At 72.4% G+C, this 25,421-nt stretch carries 26 protein-coding genes and 1 riboswitch; of the genes, 15 read left to right on the top strand and 11 right to left on the bottom strand.

Annotation, left to right across the window (positions count from 1 at the left end):
* Position 1 precedes the first annotated feature (1 nt).
* Positions 2 to 1,798 (bottom strand): AMP-dependent synthetase/ligase, encoded by a 1,797-nt coding sequence (locus tag ACFYOB_RS05470; RefSeq protein ID WP_388554829.1) that lies wholly within the window; start codon positions 1,796 to 1,798, stop codon positions 2 to 4.
* A gap of 230 nt (positions 1,799 to 2,028) precedes the next feature.
* On the opposite strand from ACFYOB_RS05470, the gene ACFYOB_RS05465 reads away from it, so the two are divergent.
* The 6 genes from ACFYOB_RS05465 (at position 2,029) to ACFYOB_RS05440 (ending at position 6,991) form a co-directional block, all read left to right on the top strand.
* Positions 2,029 to 2,844 carry a metallophosphoesterase gene (locus ACFYOB_RS05465; RefSeq protein WP_388554826.1) on the top strand — a complete coding sequence of 272 codons (816 nt, stop codon included), beginning with the start codon at positions 2,029 to 2,031 and terminating at the stop codon, positions 2,842 to 2,844.
* An 81-nt stretch (positions 2,845 to 2,925) separates the two neighbouring features.
* Positions 2,926 to 3,369 (top strand): SRPBCC family protein, encoded by a 444-nt coding sequence (locus tag ACFYOB_RS05460; RefSeq protein WP_388554823.1) that lies wholly within the window; start codon positions 2,926 to 2,928, stop codon positions 3,367 to 3,369.
* Between the two features lie 5 nt (positions 3,370 to 3,374).
* On the top strand, positions 3,375 to 4,574 hold the full coding sequence (locus tag ACFYOB_RS05455) for an ArsA-related P-loop ATPase (protein WP_388554820.1): 1,200 nt from the start codon (positions 3,375 to 3,377) through the stop codon (positions 4,572 to 4,574).
* 111 nt (positions 4,575 to 4,685) lie between these two features.
* On the top strand, positions 4,686 to 5,147 hold the full coding sequence (locus ACFYOB_RS05450; RefSeq protein WP_388554817.1) for a DUF5304 domain-containing protein: 462 nt from the start codon (positions 4,686 to 4,688) through the stop codon (positions 5,145 to 5,147).
* Between the two features lie 61 nt (positions 5,148 to 5,208).
* Positions 5,209 to 6,150, top strand: a complete 942-nt coding sequence (locus tag ACFYOB_RS05445) for an ROK family glucokinase (protein ID WP_328925274.1) — start codon at positions 5,209 to 5,211, stop codon at positions 6,148 to 6,150.
* 79 nt (positions 6,151 to 6,229) lie between these two features.
* A complete protein-coding gene (locus ACFYOB_RS05440) occupies positions 6,230 to 6,991 on the top strand; it encodes an endonuclease/exonuclease/phosphatase family protein (RefSeq protein WP_388554814.1) in 762 nt (253 codons plus the stop codon).
* Between the two features lie 126 nt (positions 6,992 to 7,117).
* On the opposite strand, the gene ACFYOB_RS05435 is transcribed toward ACFYOB_RS05440, so the two are convergent.
* Together ACFYOB_RS05435 and ACFYOB_RS05430 are read right to left on the bottom strand one after the other, a co-directional pair.
* Positions 7,118 to 7,696: a hypothetical protein gene (locus tag ACFYOB_RS05435; protein WP_388554812.1), complete on the bottom strand. Its 579-nt coding sequence runs from the start codon at positions 7,694 to 7,696 to the stop codon at positions 7,118 to 7,120.
* A complete protein-coding gene (locus ACFYOB_RS05430; protein ID WP_388554809.1) occupies positions 7,689 to 8,468 on the bottom strand; it encodes an alpha/beta hydrolase in 780 nt (259 codons plus the stop codon). Before ACFYOB_RS05430 ends, ACFYOB_RS05435 begins: the two co-directional genes overlap by 8 nt.
* Positions 8,469 to 8,638: 170 nt before the next feature.
* Here ACFYOB_RS05430 and ACFYOB_RS05425 point away from each other — a divergent pair, with 170 nt between their 5' ends.
* The 5 genes from ACFYOB_RS05425 (at position 8,639) to ACFYOB_RS05405 (ending at position 12,769) form a co-directional block, all read left to right on the top strand.
* Positions 8,639 to 9,406, top strand: a complete 768-nt coding sequence (locus ACFYOB_RS05425) for a lysophospholipid acyltransferase family protein (protein ID WP_388555586.1) — start codon at positions 8,639 to 8,641, stop codon at positions 9,404 to 9,406.
* A gap of 31 nt (positions 9,407 to 9,437) precedes the next feature.
* A complete protein-coding gene (macS, locus tag ACFYOB_RS05420; protein WP_388554807.1) occupies positions 9,438 to 10,649 on the top strand; it encodes a MacS family sensor histidine kinase in 1,212 nt (403 codons plus the stop codon).
* Between the two features lie 23 nt (positions 10,650 to 10,672).
* On the top strand, positions 10,673 to 11,317 hold the full coding sequence (locus tag ACFYOB_RS05415; RefSeq protein ID WP_388555583.1) for a response regulator: 645 nt from the start codon (positions 10,673 to 10,675) through the stop codon (positions 11,315 to 11,317).
* A gap of 155 nt (positions 11,318 to 11,472) precedes the next feature.
* Complete coding sequence (locus tag ACFYOB_RS05410) at positions 11,473 to 12,501, top strand: 6-phosphofructokinase (protein ID WP_388554805.1); 1,029 nt, start codon at positions 11,473 to 11,475, stop codon at positions 12,499 to 12,501.
* A gap of 70 nt (positions 12,502 to 12,571) precedes the next feature.
* Positions 12,572 to 12,769 carry a hypothetical protein gene (locus ACFYOB_RS05405; RefSeq protein WP_388554803.1) on the top strand — a complete coding sequence of 66 codons (198 nt, stop codon included), beginning with the start codon at positions 12,572 to 12,574 and terminating at the stop codon, positions 12,767 to 12,769.
* A 55-nt stretch (positions 12,770 to 12,824) separates the two neighbouring features.
* Here the strand turns inward: ACFYOB_RS05405 and ACFYOB_RS05400 are convergent, their stop codons facing one another.
* Positions 12,825 to 14,708, bottom strand: coding sequence for an anthranilate synthase family protein (locus tag ACFYOB_RS05400; protein ID WP_388554801.1), 1,884 nt, complete (start codon positions 14,706 to 14,708; stop codon positions 12,825 to 12,827).
* Between the two features lie 290 nt (positions 14,709 to 14,998).
* On the opposite strand from ACFYOB_RS05400, the gene ACFYOB_RS05395 reads away from it, so the two are divergent.
* Both ACFYOB_RS05395 and ACFYOB_RS05390 read left to right on the top strand, forming a co-directional pair.
* A complete protein-coding gene (locus ACFYOB_RS05395) occupies positions 14,999 to 16,363 on the top strand; it encodes a class II 3-deoxy-7-phosphoheptulonate synthase (protein ID WP_388554799.1) in 1,365 nt (454 codons plus the stop codon).
* Between the two features lie 117 nt (positions 16,364 to 16,480).
* A complete protein-coding gene (locus tag ACFYOB_RS05390) occupies positions 16,481 to 16,774 on the top strand; it encodes a bacterioferritin-associated ferredoxin (RefSeq protein WP_388554797.1) in 294 nt (97 codons plus the stop codon).
* 2 nt (positions 16,775 to 16,776) lie between these two features.
* Here ACFYOB_RS05390 and bfr read toward each other — a convergent pair whose 3' ends face one another.
* Positions 16,777 to 17,256, bottom strand: coding sequence for a bacterioferritin (gene bfr, locus ACFYOB_RS05385; RefSeq protein WP_388554795.1), 480 nt, complete (start codon positions 17,254 to 17,256; stop codon positions 16,777 to 16,779).
* Between the two features lie 173 nt (positions 17,257 to 17,429).
* On the opposite strand from bfr, the gene ACFYOB_RS05380 reads away from it, so the two are divergent.
* Entirely contained in the window at positions 17,430 to 18,062 is a 633-nt protein-coding gene (locus ACFYOB_RS05380) for a sulfite oxidase-like oxidoreductase (RefSeq protein ID WP_388554792.1), read from the top strand.
* A 24-nt stretch (positions 18,063 to 18,086) separates the two neighbouring features.
* On the opposite strand, the gene ACFYOB_RS05375 is transcribed toward ACFYOB_RS05380, so the two are convergent.
* The 6 genes from ACFYOB_RS05375 to thiO all read right to left on the bottom strand — a co-directional run bounded on the left by ACFYOB_RS05375 (position 18,087) and on the right by thiO (position 23,999).
* Positions 18,087 to 18,608 (bottom strand): DUF4396 domain-containing protein, encoded by a 522-nt coding sequence (locus ACFYOB_RS05375; protein ID WP_388554789.1) that lies wholly within the window; start codon positions 18,606 to 18,608, stop codon positions 18,087 to 18,089.
* Positions 18,609 to 18,684: 76 nt separating this feature from the next.
* Positions 18,685 to 19,563: a deoxyribonuclease IV gene (locus ACFYOB_RS05370; RefSeq protein WP_388555580.1), complete on the bottom strand. Its 879-nt coding sequence runs from the start codon at positions 19,561 to 19,563 to the stop codon at positions 18,685 to 18,687.
* A 22-nt stretch (positions 19,564 to 19,585) separates the two neighbouring features.
* Positions 19,586 to 21,490, bottom strand: coding sequence for a Stk1 family PASTA domain-containing Ser/Thr kinase (gene pknB, locus ACFYOB_RS05365; protein WP_388554787.1), 1,905 nt, complete (start codon positions 21,488 to 21,490; stop codon positions 19,586 to 19,588).
* Between the two features lie 315 nt (positions 21,491 to 21,805).
* On the bottom strand, positions 21,806 to 22,600 hold the full coding sequence (locus tag ACFYOB_RS05360; RefSeq protein WP_388554785.1) for a thiazole synthase: 795 nt from the start codon (positions 22,598 to 22,600) through the stop codon (positions 21,806 to 21,808).
* A gap of 5 nt (positions 22,601 to 22,605) precedes the next feature.
* The gene (gene thiS, locus ACFYOB_RS05355; protein ID WP_328925258.1) at positions 22,606 to 22,806 is read right to left on the bottom strand and encodes a sulfur carrier protein ThiS; all 201 of its coding nucleotides are present in this window, start codon (positions 22,804 to 22,806) and stop codon (positions 22,606 to 22,608) included.
* The gene (thiO, locus tag ACFYOB_RS05350; RefSeq protein WP_388554782.1) at positions 22,803 to 23,999 is read right to left on the bottom strand and encodes a glycine oxidase ThiO; all 1,197 of its coding nucleotides are present in this window, start codon (positions 23,997 to 23,999) and stop codon (positions 22,803 to 22,805) included. Before thiO ends, thiS begins: the two co-directional genes overlap by 4 nt.
* A riboswitch (TPP riboswitch) is annotated at positions 23,997 to 24,109 on the bottom strand. (Overlaps the previous gene by 3 nt.)
* Positions 24,110 to 24,190: 81 nt before the next feature.
* Here thiO and ACFYOB_RS05345 point away from each other — a divergent pair.
* A complete protein-coding gene (locus tag ACFYOB_RS05345; protein WP_388554780.1) occupies positions 24,191 to 25,411 on the top strand; it encodes an NAD(P)/FAD-dependent oxidoreductase in 1,221 nt (406 codons plus the stop codon).
* Positions 25,412 to 25,421 lie beyond the last annotated feature (10 nt).

The following is a 25,421-nucleotide window of genomic DNA, read 5'->3' as shown; positions in this document are numbered from 1 at the left end:
GCTAGCCGCGGTAGAGGGCCTCGATCTCGTCCGCGAAGTCCTTCGCCACCACGTTGCGCTTCAGCTTCAGCGACGGCGTGATGTGGCCCGACTCCTCCGTGAACTGGGAGCCAAGGATTCGAAACTTCCGCACCGATTCCGCCTTGGAAACCGCCGCGTTGCCGTCGTCGACGGCCTTCTGGACGGCGGCGATGAGCTCCGCGTCCTCGCGCAGTTCCGCCGCCGTCACACCGGCCGGCTTGCCGTGCTCCGCGGCCCAGCGGCCGAGGAACTCCTCGTCGATGGTGACCAGCGCGGCCACGAACGGCCGCCCGTCGCCCACGACCATGCACTCCGCGACCAGCGCGTGCGCGCGGATCCGGTCCTCGATCACGGCCGGGGCGACGTTCTTGCCGCCGGCGGTGACGATGAGTTCCTTCTTGCGCCCGGTGATCGTGAGGTAACCGTCCTCGTCGAGGGTGCCGACGTCACCGGTGTGGAACCAGCCGTCCGTCAGTGCCTCGGCGGTCGCCGCCTCGTTCTTCCAGTACCCGGTGAAGATCTGCTCGCCGTGCAGCAGCACCTCGCCGTCGTCCGCGATGCGCACCACGGAGCCCGGCATGGGCTGGCCGACCGTACCGATCTTCTGCTTGTCCCACGGGTTGAAGGTCGTGGCCGCGCAGGATTCCGTCAGGCCGTAGCCCTCCAGCACCGTGAAGCCGATGCCGCGGAAGAAGTGCCCGAGCCGCTCGCCGAGCGGTGCGCCGCCGGAGATCGCGTACTCGCCGCGCCCGCCGAGGACCGCGTGCAGCTTGCTGTAGACCAGCTTGGTGAAGACCTTGTGCTTGAGCTTCAGTCCGAAGGACGGGCCGCGGGGGGTGTCCAGCGCCCGGCTGTACGCGATCGCCGTCTCGGCCGCCGCGTCGAAGATCTTGCCCTTGCCCTCGGCCTGCGCCTTGGCGCGCGCCGAGTTGTAGACCTTCTCGAAGACGCGCGGCACACCGAGGATCAGGGTGGGCCGGAAGGACTGCAGCTCGTCGGTGAGGTTCTTGATGTCCGGTACGCAGCCCAGCCGGATCGGCGCCAGCACCGCGGCCACCTCGACCAGGCGGCCGAAGACGTGGGCCGCCGGGAGGAACAGCAGGACCGAGCACTCGCCGGTCTTGAACAGCGGCTTCAGGCGCTCCACCGCGTTCCCGCACTCCGCGAAGAAGTTGCGGTGGCTCAGCACGCAGCCCTTGGGGCGGCCGGTGGTGCCCGAGGTGTAGACGATGGTGGCCGGGTCGTCGGCGCCCGCGAGGCTGCTGCGCTCGTCGACCTCTTCGTCGGTGATCGCGGCGCCCGCGCTCTTCAGCGCTTCGAGGGCGCCCTGCTCGATCTCCCAGACCTCGCGCAGTTCCGGCAGCCGGTCGCGCAGGGAGGCCACGGCCGCACCGTGCCCGGGGCTCTCGACGACCGCGGCGACGGCGCCGGAGTCACCGAGGATCCACTGGATCTGCTCGGGGGAGCTGGTCTCGTACACGGGGACGGTGACGCCGCCCGCGGTCCAGATCGCGAAGTCGATCAGCACCCACTCGTAGCGGGTACGGGAGATCAGGGCGACCCGGTCGCCCGGACGGACACCGGCCGCGATCAGGCCCTTGGCCGTGGCCCGGACCTCGGCGAGGAACTCGGTCGCGGTCACGTCCTGCCACCGGCCGTCGACCTTGCGGCTCATGACGGCCGTGTCGGGATGCTGAGCGGCATTGCGGCGGATGAGATCCGTCAGGTTCCCGTCCGACGGGACCTCGTACAGGGCCGGAAGGCTGAACTCGCGCAAGACTGCTGCTCCTCTGGGCGCCATCGCCACCGTGTGGACCGACCGGACGTTACCCACCGGTAGTGGGTTCCCGATAGAGGGAACCGGCCAGATGTTCCGTGCGTCACAAAACGCGGCACTAACACGGCGACAGTAGTCGACCCCGTCCGAGACCCGGAAGTAACCGCAGGTCCGACCGCCTCTGCCACCCCTGTCTACCCGCCGTCGCCCGGCCGCCCTAGGGTTGCCGCATGGGTGGCAGCATGCGGAACGGGAAGACGGGCACGAGCGGATCGAGCCGTACTCGGGTCCACGTCGTGAGCGACGTGCACGGCAACGCCGAGGCCCTGGCCCGGGCCGGAGACGGCGCCGACGCGCTGATCTGCCTCGGTGACCTGGTCCTCTTCCTCGACTACGCCGACCACTCGCGCGGGATCTTCCCCGACCTGTTCGGCGTCGAGAACGCCGACCGGATCGTGGAGCTGCGCACCGCGCGCCGCTTCGCCGAGGCCCAGGCCTTCGGACGCGAGCTGTGGGCCGGGCTGGACCGGGAGCGGCTGATCGAGGGCGCGGTACGCCGTCAGTACGAGCAGATGTTCGCCGCCTTCCCCGTGCCGACGTACGCCACCTACGGCAACGTCGACATCCCGGCCCTGTGGCCGGAGTACGCCGACCGCCCCGGGATCACCGTGCTCGACGGGCAGCGCGTGGAGATCGGCGGCAGGGTCTTCGGCTTCGTGGGAGGCGGGCTGCCCTCGCCGATGAGGACCCCGTACGAGGTGGACGTGGAAGAGTACGCCGCCAAGGTGGAGGCGCTGGGCGAGGTGGACGTACTGTGCTCGCACATCCCGCCGGAGGTGCCGGAACTCTGCTACGACACGGTCGCGCGCCGGTTCGAACGGGGAAGCGAGGCCCTGCTCGCCGCCATCCGGCGCACCCGCCCCCGGTACGCCCTCTTCGGGCACGTCCACCAGCCGCTCGCGCGGCGGATGCGCGTCGGGAGCACGGAGTGCGTGAACGTCGGGCACTTCGCGGCGACCGGGAGACCCTGGGCCCTGGAGTGGTGAGCTCCGCACGCACGGTAGCCTTCGAGCGGCGGCCGGAGGCCGCACACTTCCTCGACTTGACTCTCCGGAGGAGCGACCGCGATGGCGGAACACACCAGCTCAAGCATCACGATCGACGCCTCACCGGCTGACGTGATGGCCGTGATCGCCGACTTCGCCCGTTACCCCGAGTGGACCGGCGAGGTGAAGGAGGCCGAGGTGCTGGCCTCCGACGCCGAAGGCCGGGCCGAAAAGGTCCGGCTGCTGCTCGACGCGGGCGCGATCAAGGACGACCACACCCTCGCCTACACCTGGAAGGGTTCGGACGAGGTCAGCTGGACCCTGGACAAGTCGCAGATGCTGCGCCAGCTGGACGGCTCGTACCGGCTGGCCCCGCTGGGCGACGGCAAGCGCACCGAGGTCACCTACCAGCTGACCGTCGACGTCAAGATCCCCATGCTCGGCATGATCAAGCGCAAGGCCGAGAAGGTCATCATCGACCGGGCGCTCGCGGGCCTGAAGAAGCGCGTGGAATCGACCGGCTGAACACCGTGCACACCCTGTTGATCACCGGCCCCGGCGGCGCCGGGCGGACCACGGTGGCCGCGGCCACCGCCCTCGCGGCGGCCCGGCAGGGCCGCCGGGTGCTGCTGCTGTCCGGAGACGTCGCGGACCCGCTCGCCGCCCTGACCGGGGAACCGGTGGGCGAGTCCGCCGAGGTCGTACCCGGCCTGCGGGCCGCCACGGTGGCCGACGGGGTCCGGGTGGCCCGGGTGGACTCCGGCGAGGAGTTCCGCGACGAACTCGTCGCCCTCCAGGAGCGCGGGTCCACCCTCCTCGGCATGGTCGGAGCCCGGCCGCTGGGGGCCGAGGAGCTCACCGAGCTGCCCGGCGCCGAGCAGTTCGCGCTGCTGCGCGCCCTGCGGCGGGCCGCCGCGGCGCCGGGGTGCGACCTCGTCGTCGTCGACATGCCCCCGCTCCACCAGGCCCTGGCCGCCCTCGCCCTCCCCGCCCAGCTGCGCCGCTACCTCGCCCGGCTGCTCCCCGCCGAGCGGCAGGCCGCCCGCGCCCTGCGGCCCGTACTGGCCCAGCTGGCCGGTGTGCCCATGCCCGCGCAGTGGCTCTACGAGGCCGCCGCCCGCTGGGACGAGGAGCTCGCCGCGGTCCAGGCCGTCATCGAGGCCGACACCACCGAGGTGCGGCTGGTCGCCGAGCCGGGACCGGCCGCGGCCGACGCGATCCGGCTGGGCCGGCTCGGGCTCGCCCTGCAGCAGCTGCCCGTCTCCGCCGTCGTCGCCAACCGGCTCCTCCCGCAGGGCTCCGTCGACCCCTGGCTCGCCGGGCTCGCCGCCCAGCAGGAGAAGTGCACCGCCGCATGGTCCGGGGAGGTCCCGGTGACGCGGCTCGCCCACCTCGGCCGGGACCCGCGCGGCCCGCAGGACCTGGAGCTGCTCGCCGCCGCCGACGGACTCGTCCCCGGGCCGCCCGCGCCCCGCCGGGCCTGGGCGGTCGAGGACCGGCTCGCCGAGGACGGGGTGCTCGTCTGGGCGGTACCGCTGCCCGGCGCCCGCAAGCGCGACCTCGACCTGATCCGCCGGGGTGACGAGCTGCTGCTCACGGCGGGACCGTACCGGAGGATCGTTCCGCTTCCGGCGGCACTGCGCCGCTGCACCGTCTCCGGCGCCGCCCTGACCGAGGACGTGCTCCGCATCCGCTTCACCCCGGACCCGGGCCTGTGGCCCCGTACGTGATGAACACCCGCACGCCCTGAGCCCGCACGCCCCGATCCGCGTACCCCCGTTCGGGTACCGTCGAAGGTAGCCCGTACCGCACGCACAGCAGCTGCCGCAGGAGAGTCCGCCATGAGCGAGGCCACCGACCGCCCCACCGACGACGACGCCTGGGCCAAGGCCTGCGCGGAGGACCTCGCCGCCGAGAAGGAGCGCCTGCGCGGGCAGGGCGGCAGGGGCGGCGGGACCACCGGGACCGCGGCCGAGGAGCTGTTCAAGCTCTTCGAAGCCGTCGCCGACAAGGTCGCCGGGATGAACAACCCGCTCGTCAGCGGCGCTGCCCAGGGCGCCGTACGCCAGTTCGTCAACCAGGCGAAGACCGCCGCCAAACCCGTCATCGAGCGCAACCCCGAGGTCTTCGACCACCTCGCGGCCGCGGGCTCCGAGCTGCTCGCCGCCTACCGCTCGGCCGTCGAGGGCCACGAGCGCCGCTGGACGCGCGGCGAGCCCCCGGCTCCCCGCCGGTCCCAGGAGCGCGAGCCCCGCGAAGAAGGTCCCGGTGAAGGCCCCACCGAGCGGATCGATCTCGACTGAACCCCGGCCGCCCTCGGGTACCGTTGGCCGTGGCGGGGTTTGACCGGAAACCGAGGGACTAATGGGACTCACCATCGGCGTCGACATCGGCGGCACGAAGATCGCGGCCGGCGTGGTCGACGAAGAGGGCACCATCCTTGAGACGTACAAGGTGCCCACCCCGCCGACCGCGGACGGAGTGACGGAGGCGATCTGCACCGCCGTCTCCGCAGTCAGCAGCAACCACACCATCGACGCCGTCGGCATCGGCGCCGCCGGCTACGTGGACGACAAGCGCGCCACCGTGCTCTTCGCGCCGAACATCAACTGGCGCCACGAGCCGCTGAAGGACAAGGTCGAGCAGCGCATCGGCCTGCCCGTCGTCGTCGAGAACGACGCGAACTGCGCGGCCTGGGGCGAGTACCGCTTCGGCGCGGGCCAGGGCCACGAGGACGTCATCTGCATCACGCTCGGCACCGGCCTGGGCGGCGGCATCATCATCGGCAACAAGCTGCGCCGCGGACGCTTCGGCGTCGCCGCCGAGTTCGGCCACATCCGGGTCGTCCCGGACGGTCTGCTGTGCGGCTGCGGCAGCCAGGGCTGCTGGGAGCAGTACGCCTCCGGGCGCGCGCTCGTCCGGTACGCGAAGCAGCGCGCGAACGCCACCCCCGAGAACGCGGCGATCCTCCTCTCCCTCGGCGACGGCACCCCCGACGGCATCGAGGGCAAGCACATCAGCGAGGCCGCCCGGGCCGGTGACCTGGTCGCCATCGACTCCTTCCGCGAGCTGGCCCGCTGGGCCGGTGCGGGCCTGGCCGACCTGGCCTCGCTGTTCGACCCGTCGGCGTTCATCGTCGGCGGCGGGGTCTCGGACGAGGGCGACCTGGTCCTCGACCCGATCCGCAAGTCCTTCAAGCGCTGGCTGATCGGCGGCGCGTGGCGTCCGCACGCGCAGGTCCTCGCCGCCCAGCTGGGCGGGAAGGCCGGACTCGTGGGCGCGGCGGACCTGGCCCGCCAGGGCTGACCCTTCCTTCGCTTCCTTCGTACGTGACTGCCCGCCGCGCCCCTTGGGGGAGCGGCGGGCAGCTGCGTATGTTGCGGGTATGGACCAGTTGCTGCCTTCGCTGCCGAAGTCTCGTACGGAGCCGGACGGTTCGGCCGTGATCCGGGTGCTCAGCTACAACATCCGCTCACTGCGCGACGACGAGGAGGCGCTGGCCCGGGTCATCCGGGCGTGCGCGCCGGACCTCGTGTTCGTGCAGGAGGCGCCGCGGTTCTTCCGGTGGCGCAAGCACGCGGCGAGACTGGCCGCGAAATCCGACCTGGTGGTGCTGGGCGGGGGCGCGACGGCAGCCGGTCCGCTGCTGATGTGCTCGCTACGGGTCTTCGTGGAACGTACGCAGGACGTGCTGCTGCCGCGCACGCCCGGCCAGCACCGCAGGGGCTTCGCCACGGCGGTGGTCAGGATCGGGGGTGCGCGCGTGGGCCTGGTCTCCGCGCACCTGTCGCTCCAGCGGGAGGAGCGCCGGGCCCAGGCCGGGCTGCTGCTGGAGCGGCTGGCCCGGCTGGACGCGCCGTACGGGATCGCGGCGCTGGACGTGAACGAGGGCCCGGGCGGCCCGGCGTTCGAGCGGCTGACCGCGGAGCTCCAGGACTGCCGGGAGGTGGCGCCGTGGGGCGGTGGACCCACGTTCCCGGCGCAGGCGCCGGACCGGCGGATCGACGCGGTGTTCGCGACCGGGGGTGTGCGGGTGCTGGGCTGCGGTGTCCCGGCGGGGCTGGAAGGCGTCTCGCCCGCCGATCTCCGCTCGGCCACCGACCACCTCCCGGTCCTGGCGGCCCTGCACCTGCCGGCTGTCCCTTAGCCCATCCGCCCCAAGTGCGCCGCTGCCGGGGGCTCCGCCTCCGGACCCCGTGCCTCGAACCCGGCGGGGCCTGATTCGGCCCGGCGCTTGAGGCACGGGTCCGGGCGGGGCCCGACGGGGCCCCGGTCAGACCACCGCGCCGCGGCCCGGGTAGTCGTCGTCATCGTCGTCGTCCTGCGGCGACATGCGTGCCACGAGCGTCGCGAACCCGCCCAGGAAGCCGCCGATGCCCAGCGTCGTCAGCCACCACGTCATCTCCCACTGCAGGAGCACCGCCAGCAGCAACAGCACCGGCCCGCCGACCACCGCGAGCCACGCGAACTTCGCCGTCGTGTCCGCCGGCGGGAGCTCCGGCTCCGGCGGGACGAAATGGCCCTCGTCGGCCCGGTCGGCCGCGGTCACGTCGTCGTCCTGCGGCTCCGCGAGCGAGTGGTCGCGCGGGCCCGAGATGCCCACTCCCGGGGCGAAGACCACCGAGCTGCCCAGCGCGGCAGGAGGCTCCGGCCCGGGCTCCGCATCCGGCTTCGGCTCCGGCGGCAGCGGCTTGACGTCCTCCTCCGGCAGCATGAGGTTCTCGATCGGCTTGAACGGCCGCGACCCCGGCGGGTCCGGCGGCTCCTGCCCGTACCCGGCGACGATCGCCGCCCACGCCGCTTCCTCGTCCAGCGGCGGAACCCCGCCCGACTGCTCCTCGTGCTCAGCCACTCGCCTGCGCCCCCTCCCTGCCCACGCTCTCCACCAGTCGGCCGATGAACGCATAGCTGTCCGCGAAGATCCGCTCCGCGTCATGGTCCAACGTCGCGACGTGGTAGCTCTGTTCCAGGAGGGTCTCGGTGACATCGGTGGACGAGATCCGCGCCAGCACCCGGGCGGAGTCGGCCGGCGGGACGACGTGGTCCTGCGGGCTGTGCAGCAGCAGCACGGGCTGCGTCACCTGCGGCAGCTCGGCGTCCACGAGCTGCAGGAACTTGCGCAGCGAATGCGCGGCCCGGGTCGGTACGCGGTCGTAGCCGACCTCCTCCGAGCCCTTCTTGGCGATGTCGCTGGCGATGCCCGCCGTCGACCGGATGAAGTGCTTGGCCACCGGCAGGGCGACGGCGAGCGGGTCGTGCACCTTGTTGGCCGGGTTGACGAGGACGATGCCGCGGATGGCGTCCCCGTGCTTGGCCGCCAGCCGCAGGGTCAGCGCGCCACCCATCGACAGACCGAAGACGAACACCTGCTCGCAGCGGTCCAGCAGCTCGCGCAGCGCGCGGTCCACCTCGGCGTACCAGTCCTGCCAGCCCGTGAGCTGCATGTCCTGCCAGCGCGTGCCGTGTCCGGGCAGCAGCGGCAGCGACACCGTGAGCCCCTGCGCGGCCAGATAGTCGGCCCAGGGGCGCAGCGACTGCGGGGAACCGGTGAAGCCGTGGCAGAGGAGGACGCCGACCTCTCCACCCTCGTGGCGGAACGGCTCGGCTCCAGGGAGGACGGGCACCAGGGTCTCCTTGATCATGATGTACGTCGGGTGGGTGCGTTGCTCTGTGTGACTTCACCGTACGCGACCGGGGTGACACCGACCAGGGCCGTCGGGCCGCTACCGGCGCGGCCAGGCGTTAAGGTCTGTTCGACAGACACAGGAAGGCTTTCGAGTTGATCTACGGCGCAATGAAGTTCTCCATCGGCGGTTCACTGAAGCTCGCCTTCAGGCCGTGGGTGGAGGGCCTCGAGAACATTCCCGCGGAGGGGCCGGCGATCCTCGCGAGCAACCACCTGTCCTTCTCCGACTCCTTCTTCCTGCCCGCGGTGCTGGACCGCAAGGTCACCTTCATCGCGAAGGCGGAGTACTTCACCTCCCCCGGGGTCAAGGGCAAGCTGACGGCCGCCTTCTTCAAGGGCGTCGGCCAGCTCCCGGTGGACCGTTCCGGCGCGCGCGGGGCCGGTGAGGCCGCGATCAAGAGCGGTATCGAGGTCATCGAGCGCGGAGAGCTGTTCGGTATCTACCCCGAGGGCACGCGTTCACCCGACGGGCGCCTCTACCGCGGCAAGCCCGGCGGCCTGGCCCGCGTGGCGCTGGCCACCGGCGCGCCCGTGATCCCCGTGGCCATGATCGACACCGAGAAGATCCAGCCGCCCGGCAAAGTGGTCCCCAAGCTGATGCGCCCGGGCATCCGGATCGGCAAGCCGCTCGACTTCAGCCGCTACCACGGCATGGACAGCGACCGCTTCATCCTCCGCTCGGTGACCGACGAGGTCATGTACGAGATCATGAAGCTGTCCGGCCAGGAGTACGTCGACATCTACGCGACGGCGGCCAAGCGCCAGATCGCCGACGCCGAGAAGGCGGAGAAGGACGCCGAGAAGGCGGAGAAGGCGGAGAAGGCCGCGGCTGAGAAGGCCGTGCAGGCCGAGAAGGCCGAGGGCAAGGCGGAGTAGGACGGGCGCAGCGCCCGCGGGGGTGGGGGAGATGGCGAAGCGCGAACGCGTCGTGCGCATGTCGGTGGAGCTGCCGCTGTGGCGCGCCCTGACCGGCTACCGGCTGCTGACCATGCTCTACGCGGTCGGGCTGTTCGTCTCCGCGTACAAGAGGTTCGACCACCCCTGGATCGCGGCCGGCTACCTCGCCGTCCTGGCGGTCTGGACCCTCGCCACCCACCGCAAGGTGGCGAACGCGGCCAGCTGCACCAAGCGCTTCCTGGGCGCCGACCTCACCGTCGCCCTCGCCGGGATCCTGCTCACCCCGCTCGCCGACACCGCCGAGCGGATCGCCACCGGCGGCCCCACCCTCCCCTCCATCTGGACCGGCGGATCGGTCCTCGCCTTCGCCCTCAAGGGCGGCTGGCGCTGGGCCGGATTCGCCTCCACCTTCGTGGCCGCGGCCAACATCGCCGTCCACGGCGGCAACCCCACGCGCGACACCCTGCACAACGTCCTGCTGGTCTGGGTCGCCTCCATCGCCATCGGCTACGTCGTCGAGGTCGCCCGGGCCAGTGAGGCGACCCTCGCCCGCGCCCTGGAGATCGAGGCGGCCACCCGCGAGCGCGAGCGCCTCGCCCGCGACATCCACGACGGGGTCCTCCAGGTCCTCGCCATGGTCCAGCGGCGCGGCACCGAGCTGGGCGGCGAGGCCGCCGAGCTGGGCCGGATGGCCGGGGAGCAGGAGGTGGCACTGCGCACGCTGGTGTCCAGCGGCCTGGTGCACCCCTCCCGGATCTCCCGCGACGAGTCGCGCGGCGCGCTGGTGGACGCGTACGAGGTGGACGAGGGTGCGGACGAGGACGGCGAGCTGGATCTGCGGACGCTCCTCGCCCCGCACGCGGGGAGCAGGGTGAGCTTCGCCGAGCCGGGCACCCCGGTGCCGCTGCCGTTGCCCGCGGCGAAGGAGCTGGCCGCCGCGGTCGGCGCCGCCCTCGACAACGTGCGCAAGCACGCCGGAGAGGGGGCCAGTGCCTGGATCCTGGTCGAGGACTGGGGCGACGAGGTGATCGTCACGGTCCGGGACGACGGCCCGGGCATTCCCGCGGGCCGGCTCGACCAGGCGGAGGGCGAGGGGCGGATGGGGGTGGCCCTGTCCATCCGCGGCCGGCTGCGTGACCTCGGCGGAAGCGCCGAGCTGGTGTCCGTCCCCGGGCAGGGCACCGAAGTGGAACTGAAAGTACCGAGGGGGAGGACCCAGTGAGCGAGCCGCACGAGATCAAGGTCATGGTCGTCGACGACCATCCGATGTGGCGGGACGCGGTCGCCCGCGACCTGGCCGCCGCGGGCTTCGACGTGGTGGCCACCGCCGGCGACGGCCCCGAGGCGGTCCGCCGGGCCCGCGCGGTCACCCCGCACGTCCTGGTCCTCGACCTCAACCTGCCCGGCATGCCGGGCGTGCAGGTCTGCAAGGAACTCGTCGGCGCCCACCCTGCGCTGCGGGTCCTGGTCCTGTCGGCCAGCGGCGAGCACGCGGACGTCCTGGAGGCCGTGAAGTCCGGCGCGACCGGCTACCTGCTCAAGTCCGCGGGTGCCCAGGAGCTGATCGACGCGGTCCGCCGCACGGCGGCCGGCGACCCGGTGTTCACTCCGGGCCTGGCCGGACTGGTGCTCGGCGAGTACCGGCGGCTGGCCACCGAGCCGGCGCCGGCCGCCTCCGACGAGCCGAAGGCGCCGCAGCTGACCGACCGGGAGACCGAGGTGCTGCGGCTGGTGGCCAAGGGGCTCTCGTACAAGCAGATCGCGGAACGGCTGGTCATCTCCCACCGCACGGTGCAGAACCACGTCCAGAACACGCTGGGCAAACTCCAGCTGCACAACCGGGTCGAGCTCGTCCGGTACGCCATAGAGCGGGGCCTCGACGACGCGTAGCCGGCCCTCGTCGGCGCCGTCGATCGTACTTACGTCCTCGTACGAGTGAACGGGCGTACGCAACGCCCCGCGATTCCACCTGAATTGCCCTTCCAGGCCCCTTGCTGTGACCTGGGTCACCACTAGCGTGGCCGTCATGGCGAAGGGAGATTGAGATGAAGGTCGGAGTGCTGACCGGCGGCGGCGACTGCCCCGGGCTCAACGCGGTGATCCGGGCCGTCGTCCGCAAGGGCGAGCAGGAGTACGGATACGGGTTCACCGGATTCAAGGACGGCTGGCGGGGCGCGGTCCAGGGGGCCACCCTCCCCCTCGACATCCCCGCCGTCCGCGGCATCCTGCCCCGGGGCGGCACCATCCTCGGCTCCTCCCGCACCAACCCGTTCAAGGTGGAGGACGGGGTGCGGCGGATCAAGGAGAACCTGGCCAAGTACGAGGTCGACGCGCTCATCGCGATCGGCGGCGAGGACACCCTCGGGGTCGCGGCCAAGCTGTACCAGGACTACGGCATCCCCTGCGTCGGCGTGCCGAAGACCATCGACAACGACCTGTCCGCGACGGACTACACCTTCGGCTTCGACACCGCCGTAGGCATCGCGACCGAGGCCATCGACCGGCTGCACACCACGGCCGAGTCGCACATGCGGGTGCTGGTCGTCGAGGTGATGGGCCGCCACGCCGGCTGGATCGCCCTGCACTCGGGGCTCGCGGGCGGCGCCAACGTCATCCTCATCCCCGAGCAGCGCTTCGACGTGGACCAGGTCTGCGCCTGGGTGACCTCCCGGTTCAAGGCGAGTTACGCGCCGATCGTGGTGGTCGCGGAGGGTGCGATGCCCAAGGACGGGGAGATGGTGCTCAAGGACGCCACCAAGGACTCCTTCGGCCACGTCCGGCTGTCGGGCGTGGGTGAGTGGCTGGCCAAGGAGATCGAGGCGCGGACCGGGAAGGAGGCCCGGACCACGGTGCTCGGGCACATCCAGCGCGGTGGCACGCCGAGCGCGTTCGACCGGTGGCTGGCGACGCGGTTCGGGCTGCACGCGATCGACGCGGTACGCGACGGGGACTTCGGCAAGATGGTCGCGCTCAAGGGGACGGACATCGTGCGGGTGCCGATCGCCGATGCGACGTCGAAGCTGAAGACCGTGGACCCGGCGCTGTACAAGGAGGTCGGCGTGTTCTTCGGCTGAGCGGCGCAGCAGCGGGGTGCCCGCACTGATCGCCCGCATAGGGCCGTGCAAACGGAAAGCCCCGGCTCTGGTGAGGGACTGGAAGCGCTGCGCACCGGCCGTCCGTGCGCAGCTGTTCCGGCAGCTCATGTACGTCCTGAACCACGGCGAGCGGAAGCGGGCGGCAGTGCGCGCGAATCCGTCCGTCCAGGAAGTCCGCACCCACTCGGGCGACTGGGTCCGCAGTCTCAGGGAACCCCTGACGGCGCAGCGGGCCGGACCGCGCTGACCGGTCCGGCCCGCTCCCCGCCCCGGCGGGGCGGGGAGGAGGCTCCGCGCAGCGGTCAGACCGGCGCCATGACGCCCGTCAGGAGGTCGCGCAGCAGGTCGGCGCCGCGCAGGGTGAGGACCGACTCCGGGTGGAACTGGACCCCTGCGAAGCCGCCCGAGGCGGAGCGGACGGCGTGGACCTCGCCGGTCGACGGGTCGCGGGAGACCTCGATGCCGCGCGCGCCCAGCTCGGCCGCCCGCTCGTCGGAGCAGTGTGCGGTGTACGTGTTGTAGAAGCCGACCACCTCCTGCGTCCCGAACAGGTCGATCCGCGTCTGCGCCCCCTGCGCCGGCTCCGCCTTGCGGATCAGCGCAAGCCCCAGCTCGGCCGCCAGCAGCTCATGCCCCAGGCAGACCCCGACCAGCCCGTACCGGTGCCCGGCCAGCAGTTCCGAGGCCAGCTCGCGCAGCATCCGCATCTTGGGGTCCGAGGACTCCGCCGGGTTCCCCGGCCCGGGACCCAGCACGACCGGGCCCTCCCACGCCAGGGCCGCCGCCCGCAGCCCCGGATCGTCGTAGCGGCGTACGGTCACCTCCAGCCCGGCCACCCGCAGCACGTGCGCCAGCATCGCCGTGAAGGTGTCCTCGCCGTCCACCACCAGCGCGTGGCCGGTCAGGGTGGAGGGCTGCTCCTGCATCCGGAGCCAGAAGGGGGCCAGGTCCGCCCGCCGGGCCGCCAGCGCCGCCTGCACCCGGGGGTCGTCCGCCAGCCGCGCCCCCTCGAAGGCGGGCCGCGGCGCCGCCGCCCGGACCCCGAGGGCCGCCAGCACCCCCGCCGCCTTCGCGTGGGTCTCCGCCACCTCGCCCGCCGGGTCGGAGTGCCGCACGAGCGTGGCACCGACCGGCACCCGCAGCACGCCGTCCGCCGCGATGTCGGCGGTGCGGATCAGGATGGGGGAGTCCAGGGTCTGCGCCCCGGAGCCGTCCCGGCCCAGCAGGGCCAGCGCGCCCGCGTAGTAGCCGCGCCCCCCGCTCTCGTACCGCTCGATCACCCGGCAGGCGTTCTGCACCGGCGAGCCGGTGACCGTCGCCGCGAACATCGTCTCCCGCAGCACCTCCCGCACGTCCAGCGAGGAGCGCCCGCGCAGCTCGTACTCGGTGTGCGCGAGGTGGGACATCTCCTTCAGCCGCGGCCCGACCACGACACCGCCCATGTCGCCGACGGTGCACATCATCTTGAGCTCCTCGTCGACCACCATCGACAATTCCTCGGTCTCCTTGCGGTCGCCGAGGAACGCGAGGAGCGACTCCGCCGTCGGCCCCCCGGCCGGGTAGCGGTACGTCCCGCTGATCGGGTTCATCACGACCGTCCCGCCCGACATCCGCACGTGCACCTCGGGGCTGGCCCCGACCAGCGTGCGTTGCCCGGTGTGGACGACGTACGTCCAGTACGCGCCCCGCTCACCCAGCAGCAGCCGCCGGAACAACGCGAGGGCGTCGGCCCGGCCGAAGCCGTCGATCCGGCCCTCGTAGGTGCGCCGGATGACGAAGTTCGCGCCCTCCCCGCGCCCGATCTCGTCCCGGATGACGCGCTCCACGGTGGCCGCGTACTCGGTGTCGGGGACGTCGAAGCCGCCGCCCTCGACCCGTACCTCGTGCGCGGGCAGCACGGCCAGCGCCTCGGCGAGCGGGATCTCGTACGCCTCCTCGGCGACGAGCACGCTCAGCGGCGTGCCGTCGTCGCGTACGTCGAACCCGCGCTCCCGGATCTGCCGGAAGGGGACGAGCGCGAGGGTGGGCAGCTCCCCGACGGGCAGGTCGGCGAGGTGCTCGGCCTCGTGGACCGCGCCGATCAGCACCTCGACGGTGTCGTGGTCGCGGCCGGGGGTCCGACGGCGCAGCAGGGCGAACGGCGGGCAGGAGTCGTCGAGGAGGTCGAGCAGTCGGCTGGGTTCCATGGGGCGGGCGTCCTTCTCCGTGGTCGTGGTGAAGAGGAACGGCCGGGCCCGGAAAGCACCGAAGGCCGCCCCTCGGGCGGCCTTCGCGTCGTGCGTGTCAGTGGGTACGCGCGAGAAGTGGGCCGCCGGGAGCGGGCCACCACCAGTTCTGGTTCGAGAGCGCGTACATGCCGCCGACCATAGCCCACCCCCTGCCGGAGCCGAAGCTTCCGCGCCGCCGGAAACGATCCGGAGAGACACCTGTCTCACCCAGTGGGCACAGGGCTGGACGTGGCGCAAGACGCCGTAATGTGTACGAGGTGACCGTGAACGCTGAAACCCAAGCCCCCGCCGCCAAGGCGACCTGGCGAGACCTTCCCGCGGCGCAGCAGCCTTCGTACCCCGATGCCGAGGCTCTGCGCGCTGTCGTCGCGGACCTCGAGTCGTATCCTCCGCTCGTGTTCGCGGGCGAGTGCGACCAGCTGCGCGCCCGCCTGGGAGCCGTCGCCAAGGGCGAGGCGTTCCTGCTGCAGGGCGGCGACTGCGCCGAGGCCTTCGACGCCGTGTCCGCCGACCACATCCGCGCCAAGCTGAAGACGCTGCTCCAGATGAGCGCCGTCCTGACGTACGCGGCCTCCGTGCCCGTCGTCAAGGTCGGCCGCATCGCGGGCCAGTACTCCAAGCCGCGCTCCAAGGACACCGAGACCCGCGACGGCGTCACCCTGCCGACCTACCGCGGCGACTCCGTCAACGGCTTCGCCTTCACCGAAGAGGCCCGGATCCCGGACCCCGAGCGGCTGAAGCGCATGTACCACGCGTCGGCCTCCACGCTGAACCTGGTGCGCGCCTTCACCACCGGTGGTTACGCCGACCTGCGCCAGGTGCACGCCTGGAACCAGGACTTCGTGAAGTCCTCCCCGTCCGGGCAGCGCTACGAGCAGCTCGCGCGGGAGATCGACAACGCGCTGAACTTCATGAAGGCCTGTGGCACCGACCCGGCCGAGTTCAAGGCCGTCGAGTTCTACGCCTCCCACGAGGCGCTGCTGCTCGACTACGAGGGCGCGCTGACCCGCACCGACTCGCGGACCGGCAAGCTGTACGACACCTCGGGCCACATGGTCTGGATCGGCGAGCGCACCCGCCAGCTGGACCACGCGCACATCGAGTTCTGCTCGCAGATCGCCAACCCGATCGGCATCAAGCTCGGCCCCACCACCACGGTGGACGAGGCGCTGACGTACATCGACCGCCTGGACCCCGAGCGCGAGCCGGGCCGGCTGACCTTCGTCGTCCGCATGGGCGCCGACAAGGTCCGCGACAAGCTCCCCGAGCTGGTCGAGAAGGTCACGGCCTCCGGCGCGACCGTCGCCTGGGTCACCGACCCGATGCACGGCAACACCTTCGAGGCGGCCTCCGGCCACAAGACGCGCCGTTTCGACGACGTGCTCGACGAGGTCAAGGGCTTCTTCGAGGTCCACAAGGAGCTGGGCACCCACCCGGGCGGCATCCACGTCGAGCTCACCGGTGACGACGTCACCGAGTGCGTGGGCGGCGGCGACGAGATCTTCGTCGACGACCTGCACCAGCGCTACGAGACGGCCTGCGACCCGCGGCTCAACCGCAGCCAGTCCCTGGACCTGGCGTTCCTGGTCGCCGAGATGTACCGCGATCAGTAAGTAGAAAAGTACGACAGTGGGGCGCGGATCGATGTGATCCGCGCCCCACTGTCGTATCGGGGTCTTTTAGGCGACCCTAACTTTGGGTACGGTTAGGTAAGCCTCACCGCACCGGGGATGGCTGCAGAACCATCCGCTCAGGAGGTGAACCGCGTGTACGTCTGCTCTTGCTTCGGCATCACCGACAAGCAGGTCAAGGAACACGCGGCCGCCGGGGCCTGCACCCCCCGCCAGATCGCCTCGGCCACCAAGGCCGGCACCGAATGCGGCTCCTGCGTGCGCGCCATCCAGGGCCTCCTCGGCCGCGGGGCCTGCCCGCGCCGGGAACTGCTGGAGAAGACAAACGCGACGGCCGTGCTCGCCGCCGGTTCGCGGCTGGTCCCCGAGCCCGCGCTGGCCGAAGCGGCCTAACCCTAGCTCTCCGGCTGCTCGATCAGCTGTGCGATGTAGAGCGGCTCCCCGATGCTCTCGATGAGCTCCAGCTGGGTGTCGAGGTAGTCGATGTGGTGCTCCTCGTCCTCCAGGATCTCCTCGAAGAGCCGGGCCGAGGTGATGTCGCCCTTGCCCCGCATGACCTCGATGCCGCGCTTGAGCCGGTCGATCGCCTCCACCTCGACCTGCCGGTCCGCCTGGAACATCTCCGTGATCGTCTGGCCGACGCGCACGTGGAAGAGGCGCTGGTAGTTCGGCAGACCGTCGAGCATCAGGATGCGCTCGGTGATCTTGTCCGCGTGCTTCATCTCGTCGATGGACTCTTCACGCGTGTACTTGGCGAGCTTGGTCCAGCCCTTGTTGTCCTGGATGCGGTAGTGCAGCCAGTACTGGTTGATGGCCGTCAGCTCACCGGTCAGCTGCTCGTTCAGAAACTCAAGGACCTCGGGGTCGCCCTGCATCGCAGAGGCTCCTTCCAGGCAATGTCAGCCGTGTGACGGGGTAGGTGGGCGCATCCTCGCACCGCGGTCGGGGGCAGTCCAGTAAGTGCCTCCTTAGTGGGAGTTACGGCGACTTGCCCGAATCGGCCAGAAGCTGGTCATGACCATCCCGCCGCGTCTGTCACCATGGAGTCATGGGTCAGCCGGAAAGCCGGGAATCTCCGGGAGCAGAGCAGCTGGAGCTTCCACCGGGGCAGCGGTTGCAGCGGGGCTGGCCGGTCACCCACTACGGTCCCGTGCCCAAGTTCAAGCCGGACCGCTGGGAGTTCCGCGTCTTCGGTGCGACGGCCGATGGTGAGAAGCACTGCTGGAACCACGAGGAATTCACGGCCCTGCCGTTCGAGTCGGTCGTGGCCGACCTGCACTGCGTCACGAAGTTCAGCATGGTGGGCGCCGAATGGGGCGGTGTGCTCGCCCGTACGATCCTCGCCCTGGCGCCGCCGGCGCCGCAGGTCACGCACGTGATGGTGTGGGCCGAGTACGGCTTCAGCTCCAACATGCGGCTGGCCGACTTCGCCTCCGAGCGGACCGTCTTCGCCACCCACCAAGGCGGTGAACTGCTCACCGCCGAGCACGGTTTCCCGCTGCGCCTCGTCGTCCCGCACCTGTACGCCTGGAAGGGCCCCAAGTGGGTCCGCGGCGTCGAGTACATGACCGCCGACCGCCGGGGCTTCTGGGAGGAGCGGGGCTACCACAACATCGGCGACCCCTGGCGCGAGCAGCGCTACTCGTACCAGGAGGAGCCCGGGGACGGCCCCGAGCTCTGAGGCCGGTCCCCGCCGGCCACTGCCTCAGTGGTACTGGTGGACGACCGCGTGACCCTTGCCGCGGCCGATCATCCACTTGTTGACCGGGGTCGTGATCACGAAGGCGGCCGCCAGCGAGATCGCCAGGACGATCCAGAACAGCGGCTCGGACAGGTGGGCGTCCATCGCGCCCGGCCACAAGGCGATCACGCTGTTGTCGATCAGCTCCATGACGGCGATCGAAAGGGTGTCCGCGGCGAGTGCCACCCGGATGGCCGTACGGAGGTCGATGCCGGCCGCGAGGAGCCCGCGCAGCGTGAGCGCGTAGCCGAAGAAGAAGGCGAGGACGATCGCCGTGATCATCGTCCCGACGTTCCCCCAGCCCAGCGCGGTGCCGATGACCATGCCGAGCACCTCGCCGATGGCGCATCCGGTGAGGCAGTGGAGGGTGGCCGCCGCGGCCATGGCCCAGCTGGCCTTGCCGCCGCCGTGGGCGTGCCCGTGGTGCTGCTGGTGCTCGTCGTGCTGGTGCTCGTGGTGCTCGTGGTGCTCGTGCGTGTGGTCCATGGAAACCCCCTGGGAAAACGCCGAGTAACGGTTCCGCCGATATGGCAGGAACCGTATACCCCCTAGGGGTATTCCCTCAAGGGCGCAGCCGCTTCAGCAGCGCCACGTCCGCCGCATGCCCTTCCTTGCCGCCGGGCGTTTCGGTGATCAGCGGTACGCCCGCCATCGCCGGATGCGTGAACAGCTCCGCGAAGGCCTCCTGGCCGATGTGGCCCTGGCCGATGTTGGCGTGCCGGTCCTTGTGGGCGCCGACGCCCTCCTTGGAGTCGTTCGCGTGGACCAGCTTCAGCCGGCCCTCGCCCACCGTGTCCACCAGCAGGTCCAGCGTCTGCTTCGTACCGCCCGGCTCCGCCAGATCGTGTCCGGCCGCGAAGACGTGGCAGGTGTCCAGGCAGATGCCCAGCTTCGGGTGGTGGTCGAGCGCGTCGAAGTACGGTCCGAAGTCCTCGGCCCTGGAGCACAGCGAAGAGCCCTGCCCGGCCGTGGACTCCAGCAGCAGGAGGGGGTCGTCGTCATGCGTCAGCTCGTCCAGCAGCGGCAGCATGTACTGCCTGACCTGCGCGTACGCCACCTCGCGCGGGCGGCCTCCGGTGGCTGAACCGGTGTGTACGACCACCCCGAGCGCGCCGATCTCCCGGCCCCGGCGCAGCGAGTGGCGCAGGGACTCCACCGACTTCTCGACGGTCGCCTCGGTGTGCGAGCCGAAGTTGATCAAGTACGGGGCGTGTACGTAGGCGGGCAGGGACTCGTCCGCGCACTGCGCCCGGAAGAGCTCGTCCTGCGCCCGATTGCCCACCGGGGTGGCCCAGCCGCGCGGATTGGCCACGAAGACCTGGACCGCCTCCGCGCCCATCTCCCGGGCGTACGTCAGCCCGACCGAGGCGAGCCCGCCCGCGACGGGGACGTGCCCGCCCACGGGATTGCGCACGGCCTGAGCCGAGCGGTCCTGCTCCATGTGCTCGGCGTGCTCCACGTACTTACAGTCCCTTGGTCTTGATGATGATCGTGCTGCCCTCGGGGACGTTCTGGCCGCCGGGCACCGACTGGGACTCCACGGTCTTGCTGAAGGACAGGAACGGCCGCTCCACCTTCACCTTGAAGCCCGCGACTTCCAGCGCCTTGCGCGCCGCGTCCACGTCCTGGCCGGTCACGTCCGGGACCGGGAGCTGGCGGGGGCCCTTGGAGAGGGTCAGCGTGACGGTGTCCCCGGCCGCGGCCTGGGTCCCGGCGGCGACCGACTGGTTGGCGACCGTACCGGCCGGCGAGGGGGCGCTGACCTGCTCGGGAGCCGTCGCCACCTTGAGGCCGAGGCCCTCCAGGGTGGAGCGCGCCTGCTCGAACGGAATCCCCTCCACGCCCGGCACCGGCACCGGCCGGCCCTTGCTCACGATCAGCGCGACCGCCGTGTCGGGGGCCCGCTTCTCGCCGCCGACCGGGTCGGAGCCGATCACGGAGCCCTGGGCGACGTCCTGGCTGAAGGCCTGCGTGACCATGCCGGGGGCCAGCCCGGCCTTCGTCAGCTCGGCCTTGGCCGCCTCCAGCGGCCTGCCCTTCAGGTTGGGCACGGCCACGACCTGGGGGCCGCGGGAGATCGTGAGCGTCACCGCGCCGTTGCCGCGGATCCGTCGGCCGCCGGCGGGATCGGTGTTCATCACGGTCCCGCGGTCGAAGGCGTCGCTGAACTTCCGGTCGATCCGCTTCACGCCGAGTCCGGCCGCGGACAGCTGGGACTTGGCCTGCTCCTCGGTCTTGCCCAGGAGGTTGGGCACCTGGGTGAACTGGCCGGAGCTGATGTACCAGACGCCCGTGCCGAGGCCGAGGGCCAGCAGGACGCCGACGACGGTGAGGAGCGTGCCGCGGCGCGGCCGGCGCGGAGCCCGGTCCGGGGCCGGGGGCGGCGGAGGCGGCATCTCCAGCCGGGAGGTGTGGTGCACGGCCTGCTGCGCGCCCACCGGGCGCGGGATCACGCCGGTGCGGTCCTCGGCGGCCGACCGCTCTGCGGCCCGGGCCTGCGGCGGTGCGGCGTCCAGCTCGGCGTCGCTGAGCCGCAGACGGGCCTCACGGGTGAGGCCGAGCAGTGCGGCGGCGTCGGAGGGGCGCAGCTCCGGATTGCGCGCGGCGGCGTGCGCGACGAGTTCGTCGAGACCGACGGGGAGCCCCGGGACGGTGGCCGACGGCGGCGGCACGTCCTCGTGGAGGTGCTGGAAGAGCACCTGGGCGGGGGTGCCGCCGGTGTGGGGCTTGGACCCGGTGAGCATCTCGTAGAGGACGACCCCGCAGGCGTAGACGTCCACGCGTGTGTCGGTGACGCCGTTCTCGATCTGCTCCGGGGCCAGGTAGGAGACGGTGCCGAGGACGGACCCGGTGGTGTTGGTGACCGAGTCCACTGACCGGACCAGCCCGAAGTCGGCGACCTTGACCCGGCCGTCGTCGCCGATCAGGACGTTCTCGGGCTTCATGTCGCGGTGCACGAAGCCGGCCCGGTGGGCGGCGCCGAGGGCGGCGAGCACGGGCTCCAGGATGTCGAGGGCGGCCCTGGGCTGGAGGGCGCCGCGCTCGCGGAGCACGTCGCGCAGGGTGCAGCCGGAGACGTACTCCATGGCGAGGTAGACGTACGGCCCGTCCGTGCCCTGGTCGAAGACGGCGACGACATTGGGGTGGGCGAGCCGGGCCACGGACTTCGCCTCCCGGATGAACCGGTCGACGAAGGCGGCGTCCGCCGCGAGGGCCGGGTGCATCACCTTCAGGGCCAGGACGCGGTCGAGGCGGGTGTCGACGGCCCGGTAGACCGTGGCCATGCCGCCGGCCGCGATACGGGCGTCTATGCGGTAGCGGCCGTCGAGCACGCGCCCGACGAGGGGGTCATCCAGGGTCGTATCCACGCCGCGATTCTACGAGCCGGTGTGCTGCCCCAGCCCTGGGTGGGTCGGCTTGCAGCGCAGCTGTGACGTGACCGGCGGGGGGGGGGGGGGGGGCCCCGGGCCCGGCGGGGGGGGGCGCCCCCCGCCCAGCGGCGGCGCCCGCCGCCCCAGGCGCAACACCAACCCCGCGGCAGGGGGGGGGGGGGGGGGCGCGGGGGGGGGGGGGGGGGGGGGGGGGGGGGGGGGGGGGGGGGGGGGGGGGGGGGGGGCGCGCGGGGGGGGGGGGGCCCCCCCCCCCCCCCCGGGTCCGGGGCGGAGCCCCAGGGGCGCCGCAGGTCAGAACGCCGGGCGTTCCGGGTCGAGGGTGGCGCGGCCCTCCGCAGGAGACGAGGCGTGCGCGAAGCGGCGCTGCGGGATGCGCCCCGCACGGTGCGCGAGGCGGCCCGCCGACACGGCGTCCCGCATGGCGGCGGCCATCAGCACGGGCTCCTGCGCCCGCGTCACCGCGGACGCGAGCATCACCGCCGCGCAGCCGAGCTCCATCGCCAGGGCGACGTCGGACGCGGTACCGGCACCCGCGTCCAGGATGACGGGGACGGACGCCCGCTCCGCGATCAGTTCGAAGTTGTGCGGATTGCGGATCCCCATGCCCGACCCGATCGGGGACCCGAGCGGCATGATCGCCGCACAGCCCACGTCCTCCAGCTTCCGGGCGAGCACCGGATCGTCGTTCGTGTACGGGAGGACCGTGAAGCCCTCGTCCACGAGGGTCTCGGCGGCGTCCAGCAGCTCGACGCCGTCGGGCAGGAGGGTCCGCTCGTCCGCGACCACCTCCAGCTTGATCCAGTCGGTGCCCAGTGCCTCCCGGGCGAGCCGGGCCGTCAGCACGGCCTCGCCCGCCGTGAAGCAGCCCGCGGTGTTCGGCAGGACCGCGATGTCCAGCTTCGCCAGCACGGACAGGACCGAGCCCTGGACCGTCGGGTCCAGGCGGCGCATGGCCACCGTGGTGAGTTCGGTGCCGGACGCGACCAGGGCCCGTTCCAGGACGTCCAGGCTCGGGGCGCCGCCCGTACCCATGATCAGGCGGGAGGAGAAACCGCGGCCGCCCAGTGTGAAGAGGTCGTCAGCCATGCCCCTCAGCCTCCCTGGACCGCGGTGAGGATCTCGACCCGGTCGCCCTCGCCCACCGGCGTGAGCGGCCACTGCCCGCGCGGGACCACGGTCTCGTTGAGCGCGGCGGCGACTCCGGCGGGGGCCGTGGTCAGGGTGGCGACCACCGCGTCGAGCGTGGTGCCGGCCGCGACCTCGCGCGGCTCGCCGTTGACGGAGATGGTCATGCGTGCGACTCCTGACGTGCGGCGGAGAACCGGCGGGGGGTGAAGGGGCGTGCGATCGGCGGCAGTTCGCCGGTGGTCAGCAGCTGCGCCATCACGTCGCCGGTGAGCGGGGTCAGCAGCACCCCGTTGCGGTAGTGCCCGGTGGCCAGGTGCAGGCCCGGGAGGTCGGTCGGGCCGAGCATCGGGGCGTTGTCGGGGGAGCCCGGCCGCAGCCCCGCGCGGGTCTCGACGAGCGGGAGTTCGGTGATGCCGGGCACCAGTTCGTGGGCGTCGCGCAGGAGTTCGTAGACCCCGCCCGCGGTGACCGTGGTGTCCCAGCCGAGCTCCTCGCTGGTGGCGCCGACGACGAGCTCGCCGTTCTCGCGCGGGACCAGGTAGACGTGGCTGCCGCGCACGACCGCCCGTACGGTCCGCGACAGGAACGGCGCGTAGGCGGCGGGCACCGCGAGGCGCAGCACCTGACCCTTCACCGGCCGTACGGGGGCCACCAGCTCCGGCGGTACGCCGGCCAGCCGGCCGCTCAGCGAGCCCGCCGCCAGCACCACCTGGTCCGCGCGCAGCTCCGTACCGTCGTCGAGCAGCGCCCCGGCCGCCCGGTCGGCGGTGACCAGCAGCTGCTCCGCCGCCGCCCGGTGGACGGTCACGCCGGCCCCCCCGCAGGCGGCCAGCAGGGCGGCCGCGAGCCGCCGCGGGTCGACCTGGTGATCACCGTCCACCCGCAGACCGCCCCGGACGCCCGGAGCCAGCATCGGCTCCAGCCGGCGGCAGTCGCGGCCGGTGAGCCACTCCGACTCCAGGCCGCACCGGCGCTGCAGGGCGTGCAGCTCCCGCAGGTGGAGGCGGTCGTCGGCGTCGAGGGCGACGGCGAGCGTGCCGCAGGCGCGGTAGCCGATGTCCAGGCCGCCGCTCGCGTCGGCGAGCTCGGCGGCGAACTCCGGATAGCGGGCGGCGGAGGCGAGACCCAGGCCCAGCAGGGCCTCCTCGCCGTAGTGCAGCTCGGTGACGGGCGCGAGCATCCCGGCCGCGACCTGGGCGGCGCCGCCGCCGGGGGCCGGGTCGGCCAGTACGGTGCGCAGGCCCCGCCGGGCCGCCCGCCAAGCGGTGACGAGTCCGATGATCCCGCCCCCGATGACGAGGACGTCGGACCCCTTGCGGGACGTCCGAGATGGTCGGGACGTTCGAGATGAGTGCATGGGCGTCCAGCCCCTCCCTTCGCCGGCATGACCCGGATCAGGTTCGTACGGTCGGAGGCCGGCCAGCCTCCCTCTCAGCCCGGTGCGTCCGGACTCCCGCGATAGGTACGGTGGCCAGACTAACCCCGGTGCGGACAGCCGGTAAGGCGACACCTATTCCTGGCGGCCCGTCAGGTGATTAGGGTGGCCGGGTGAGTGAGCAGACGGAGCAGAACCCGAGCGGCGTCGTGATCGTGGGCGCCGGAATGGCCGGCGTGCAGACCGCGGTCGCCCTGCGCGAGCAGGGCTTCACCGGAGCCGTGACCCTGCTGGGCGCCGAGCCCCACCAGCCCTACGACCGGCCTCCGCTGTCCAAGGCGGTGCTGCTCGGCAAGGCCGAGGACTCCGCCTTCGACGTGGACTTCGAGGGGCTCGGCATCGAGCTCAGGCTCGGCACGGAGGTCACCGGGCTGCGGGCCGCCGAGCGCGAGCTGGACACCGAGGCGGGACCGGTCCCGTACGAGGTCCTCGTGCTGGCCACAGGCGCGCAGCCGCTGACCCTGCCCGGGACGGAGGGGGTCCCCGGCGTGCACCTGCTGCGCACGCTGGACGACGCGGCGCGGCTGCGCCCGGTCCTGGCCGAGGCGCCCCGGGCGGTGGTCGTCGGCGCGGGCTGGATCGGCGCGGAGTTCGCCACCGCGGCCCGTGAGGCGGGCTGCGAGGTGACCGTGGTCGAGGCTGCGGACCGGGTCCTGGCGGGGGCGCTGCCGTCGGAGGTGGCCGCCCCGATGGCCCGCTGGTACGAGGAGGCCGGCGCCGGGCTGATCACCGGCGTGAAGGTCGCCGGGATCGAGGAGGGCCGGGTGCTGCTCGCGGACGGGCGCACCCTTCCGGCGGGCGCGGTCGTGGTGGGCATCGGAGCCCGCCCCGCCACCGGATGGCTGGCCGGGAGCGGCGTGGTCCTCGGCCCCGACGGCTCGGTCACCGCCGACGCGTACCTGCGCACCTCCGTGCCCGGGGTGTACGCGGTCGGCGACTGCGCCTCCTTCCCGTCGGCCCGCTACGGGACGCGGCTGCTCGTGCACCACTGGGACAACGCGCTCCAGGGCCCGCGGACGGTCGCGGCGAACATCCTGGCCGGGGAACCCGCCCAGGTCTACGACCCGGTGCCGTACTTCTGGTCGGAGCAGTTCGGGCGCTTCGTCCAGTACGCCGGCCACCACGGCACGGCCGACACCCTGCTCTGGCGCGGCGACCCGGCCGACCCCACCTGGTCGGTGTGCTGGCTGCGCGAGGGCGTCCTGGTCGCGGTGCTGGCCGTGGGCCGCCCCCGCGACCTGGCGCAGGGCCGCAGGCTCATCGAGACGGGGGCCGCGGTGGACCCGGCCAAGGTCCGCGATCCGGCGGTCGCCCTGAAGTCGACCCCCGTGTAGCCGGGCCGGA

The sequence above is a fragment of the Streptomyces sp. NPDC006463 genome (genome assembly GCF_042870715.1).
GTDB lineage: Bacteria > Actinomycetota > Actinomycetes > Streptomycetales > Streptomycetaceae > Streptomyces.
The sequence above is the reverse complement of the archived record's forward strand: the minus strand, read 5'-3'. Positions and strand labels throughout refer to the sequence as shown.

Bases quoted from the DNA above. Each gene is read 5' to 3' on its own strand.
- ACFYOB_RS05465 (WP_388554826.1), top strand. From the start codon at position 2,029: ATGGGTGGCAGCATGCGGAACGGGAAGACGGGCACGAGCGGATCGAGC.
- ACFYOB_RS05460 (WP_388554823.1), top strand. From the start codon at position 2,926: ATGGCGGAACACACCAGCTCAAGCATCACGATCGACGCCTCACCGGCT.
- ACFYOB_RS05450 (WP_388554817.1), top strand. From the start codon at position 4,686: ATGAGCGAGGCCACCGACCGCCCCACCGACGACGACGCCTGGGCCAAG.
- ACFYOB_RS05445 (WP_328925274.1), top strand. From the start codon at position 5,209: ATGGGACTCACCATCGGCGTCGACATCGGCGGCACGAAGATCGCGGCC.
- ACFYOB_RS05440 (WP_388554814.1), top strand. From the start codon at position 6,230: ATGGACCAGTTGCTGCCTTCGCTGCCGAAGTCTCGTACGGAGCCGGAC.
- ACFYOB_RS05425 (WP_388555586.1), top strand. From the start codon at position 8,639: ATGAAGTTCTCCATCGGCGGTTCACTGAAGCTCGCCTTCAGGCCGTGG.
- macS (WP_388554807.1), top strand. From the start codon at position 9,438: ATGGCGAAGCGCGAACGCGTCGTGCGCATGTCGGTGGAGCTGCCGCTG.
- ACFYOB_RS05415 (WP_388555583.1), top strand. From the start codon at position 10,673: ATGGTCGTCGACGACCATCCGATGTGGCGGGACGCGGTCGCCCGCGAC.
- ACFYOB_RS05410 (WP_388554805.1), top strand. From the start codon at position 11,473: ATGAAGGTCGGAGTGCTGACCGGCGGCGGCGACTGCCCCGGGCTCAAC.
- ACFYOB_RS05400 (WP_388554801.1), bottom strand. From the start codon at position 14,708: ATGGAACCCAGCCGACTGCTCGACCTCCTCGACGACTCCTGCCCGCCG.
- ACFYOB_RS05390 (WP_388554797.1), top strand. From the start codon at position 16,481: ATGGCTGCAGAACCATCCGCTCAGGAGGTGAACCGCGTGTACGTCTGC.
- bfr (WP_388554795.1), bottom strand. From the start codon at position 17,256: ATGCAGGGCGACCCCGAGGTCCTTGAGTTTCTGAACGAGCAGCTGACC.
- ACFYOB_RS05380 (WP_388554792.1), top strand. From the start codon at position 17,430: ATGGGTCAGCCGGAAAGCCGGGAATCTCCGGGAGCAGAGCAGCTGGAG.
- ACFYOB_RS05375 (WP_388554789.1), bottom strand. From the start codon at position 18,608: ATGGACCACACGCACGAGCACCACGAGCACCACGAGCACCAGCACGAC.
- ACFYOB_RS05370 (WP_388555580.1), bottom strand. From the start codon at position 19,563: ATGGAGCAGGACCGCTCGGCTCAGGCCGTGCGCAATCCCGTGGGCGGG.
- ACFYOB_RS05360 (WP_388554785.1), bottom strand. From the start codon at position 22,600: ATGGCTGACGACCTCTTCACACTGGGCGGCCGCGGTTTCTCCTCCCGC.
- thiS (WP_328925258.1), bottom strand. From the start codon at position 22,806: ATGACCATCTCCGTCAACGGCGAGCCGCGCGAGGTCGCGGCCGGCACC.
- thiO (WP_388554782.1), bottom strand. From the start codon at position 23,999: ATGCACTCATCTCGAACGTCCCGACCATCTCGGACGTCCCGCAAGGGG.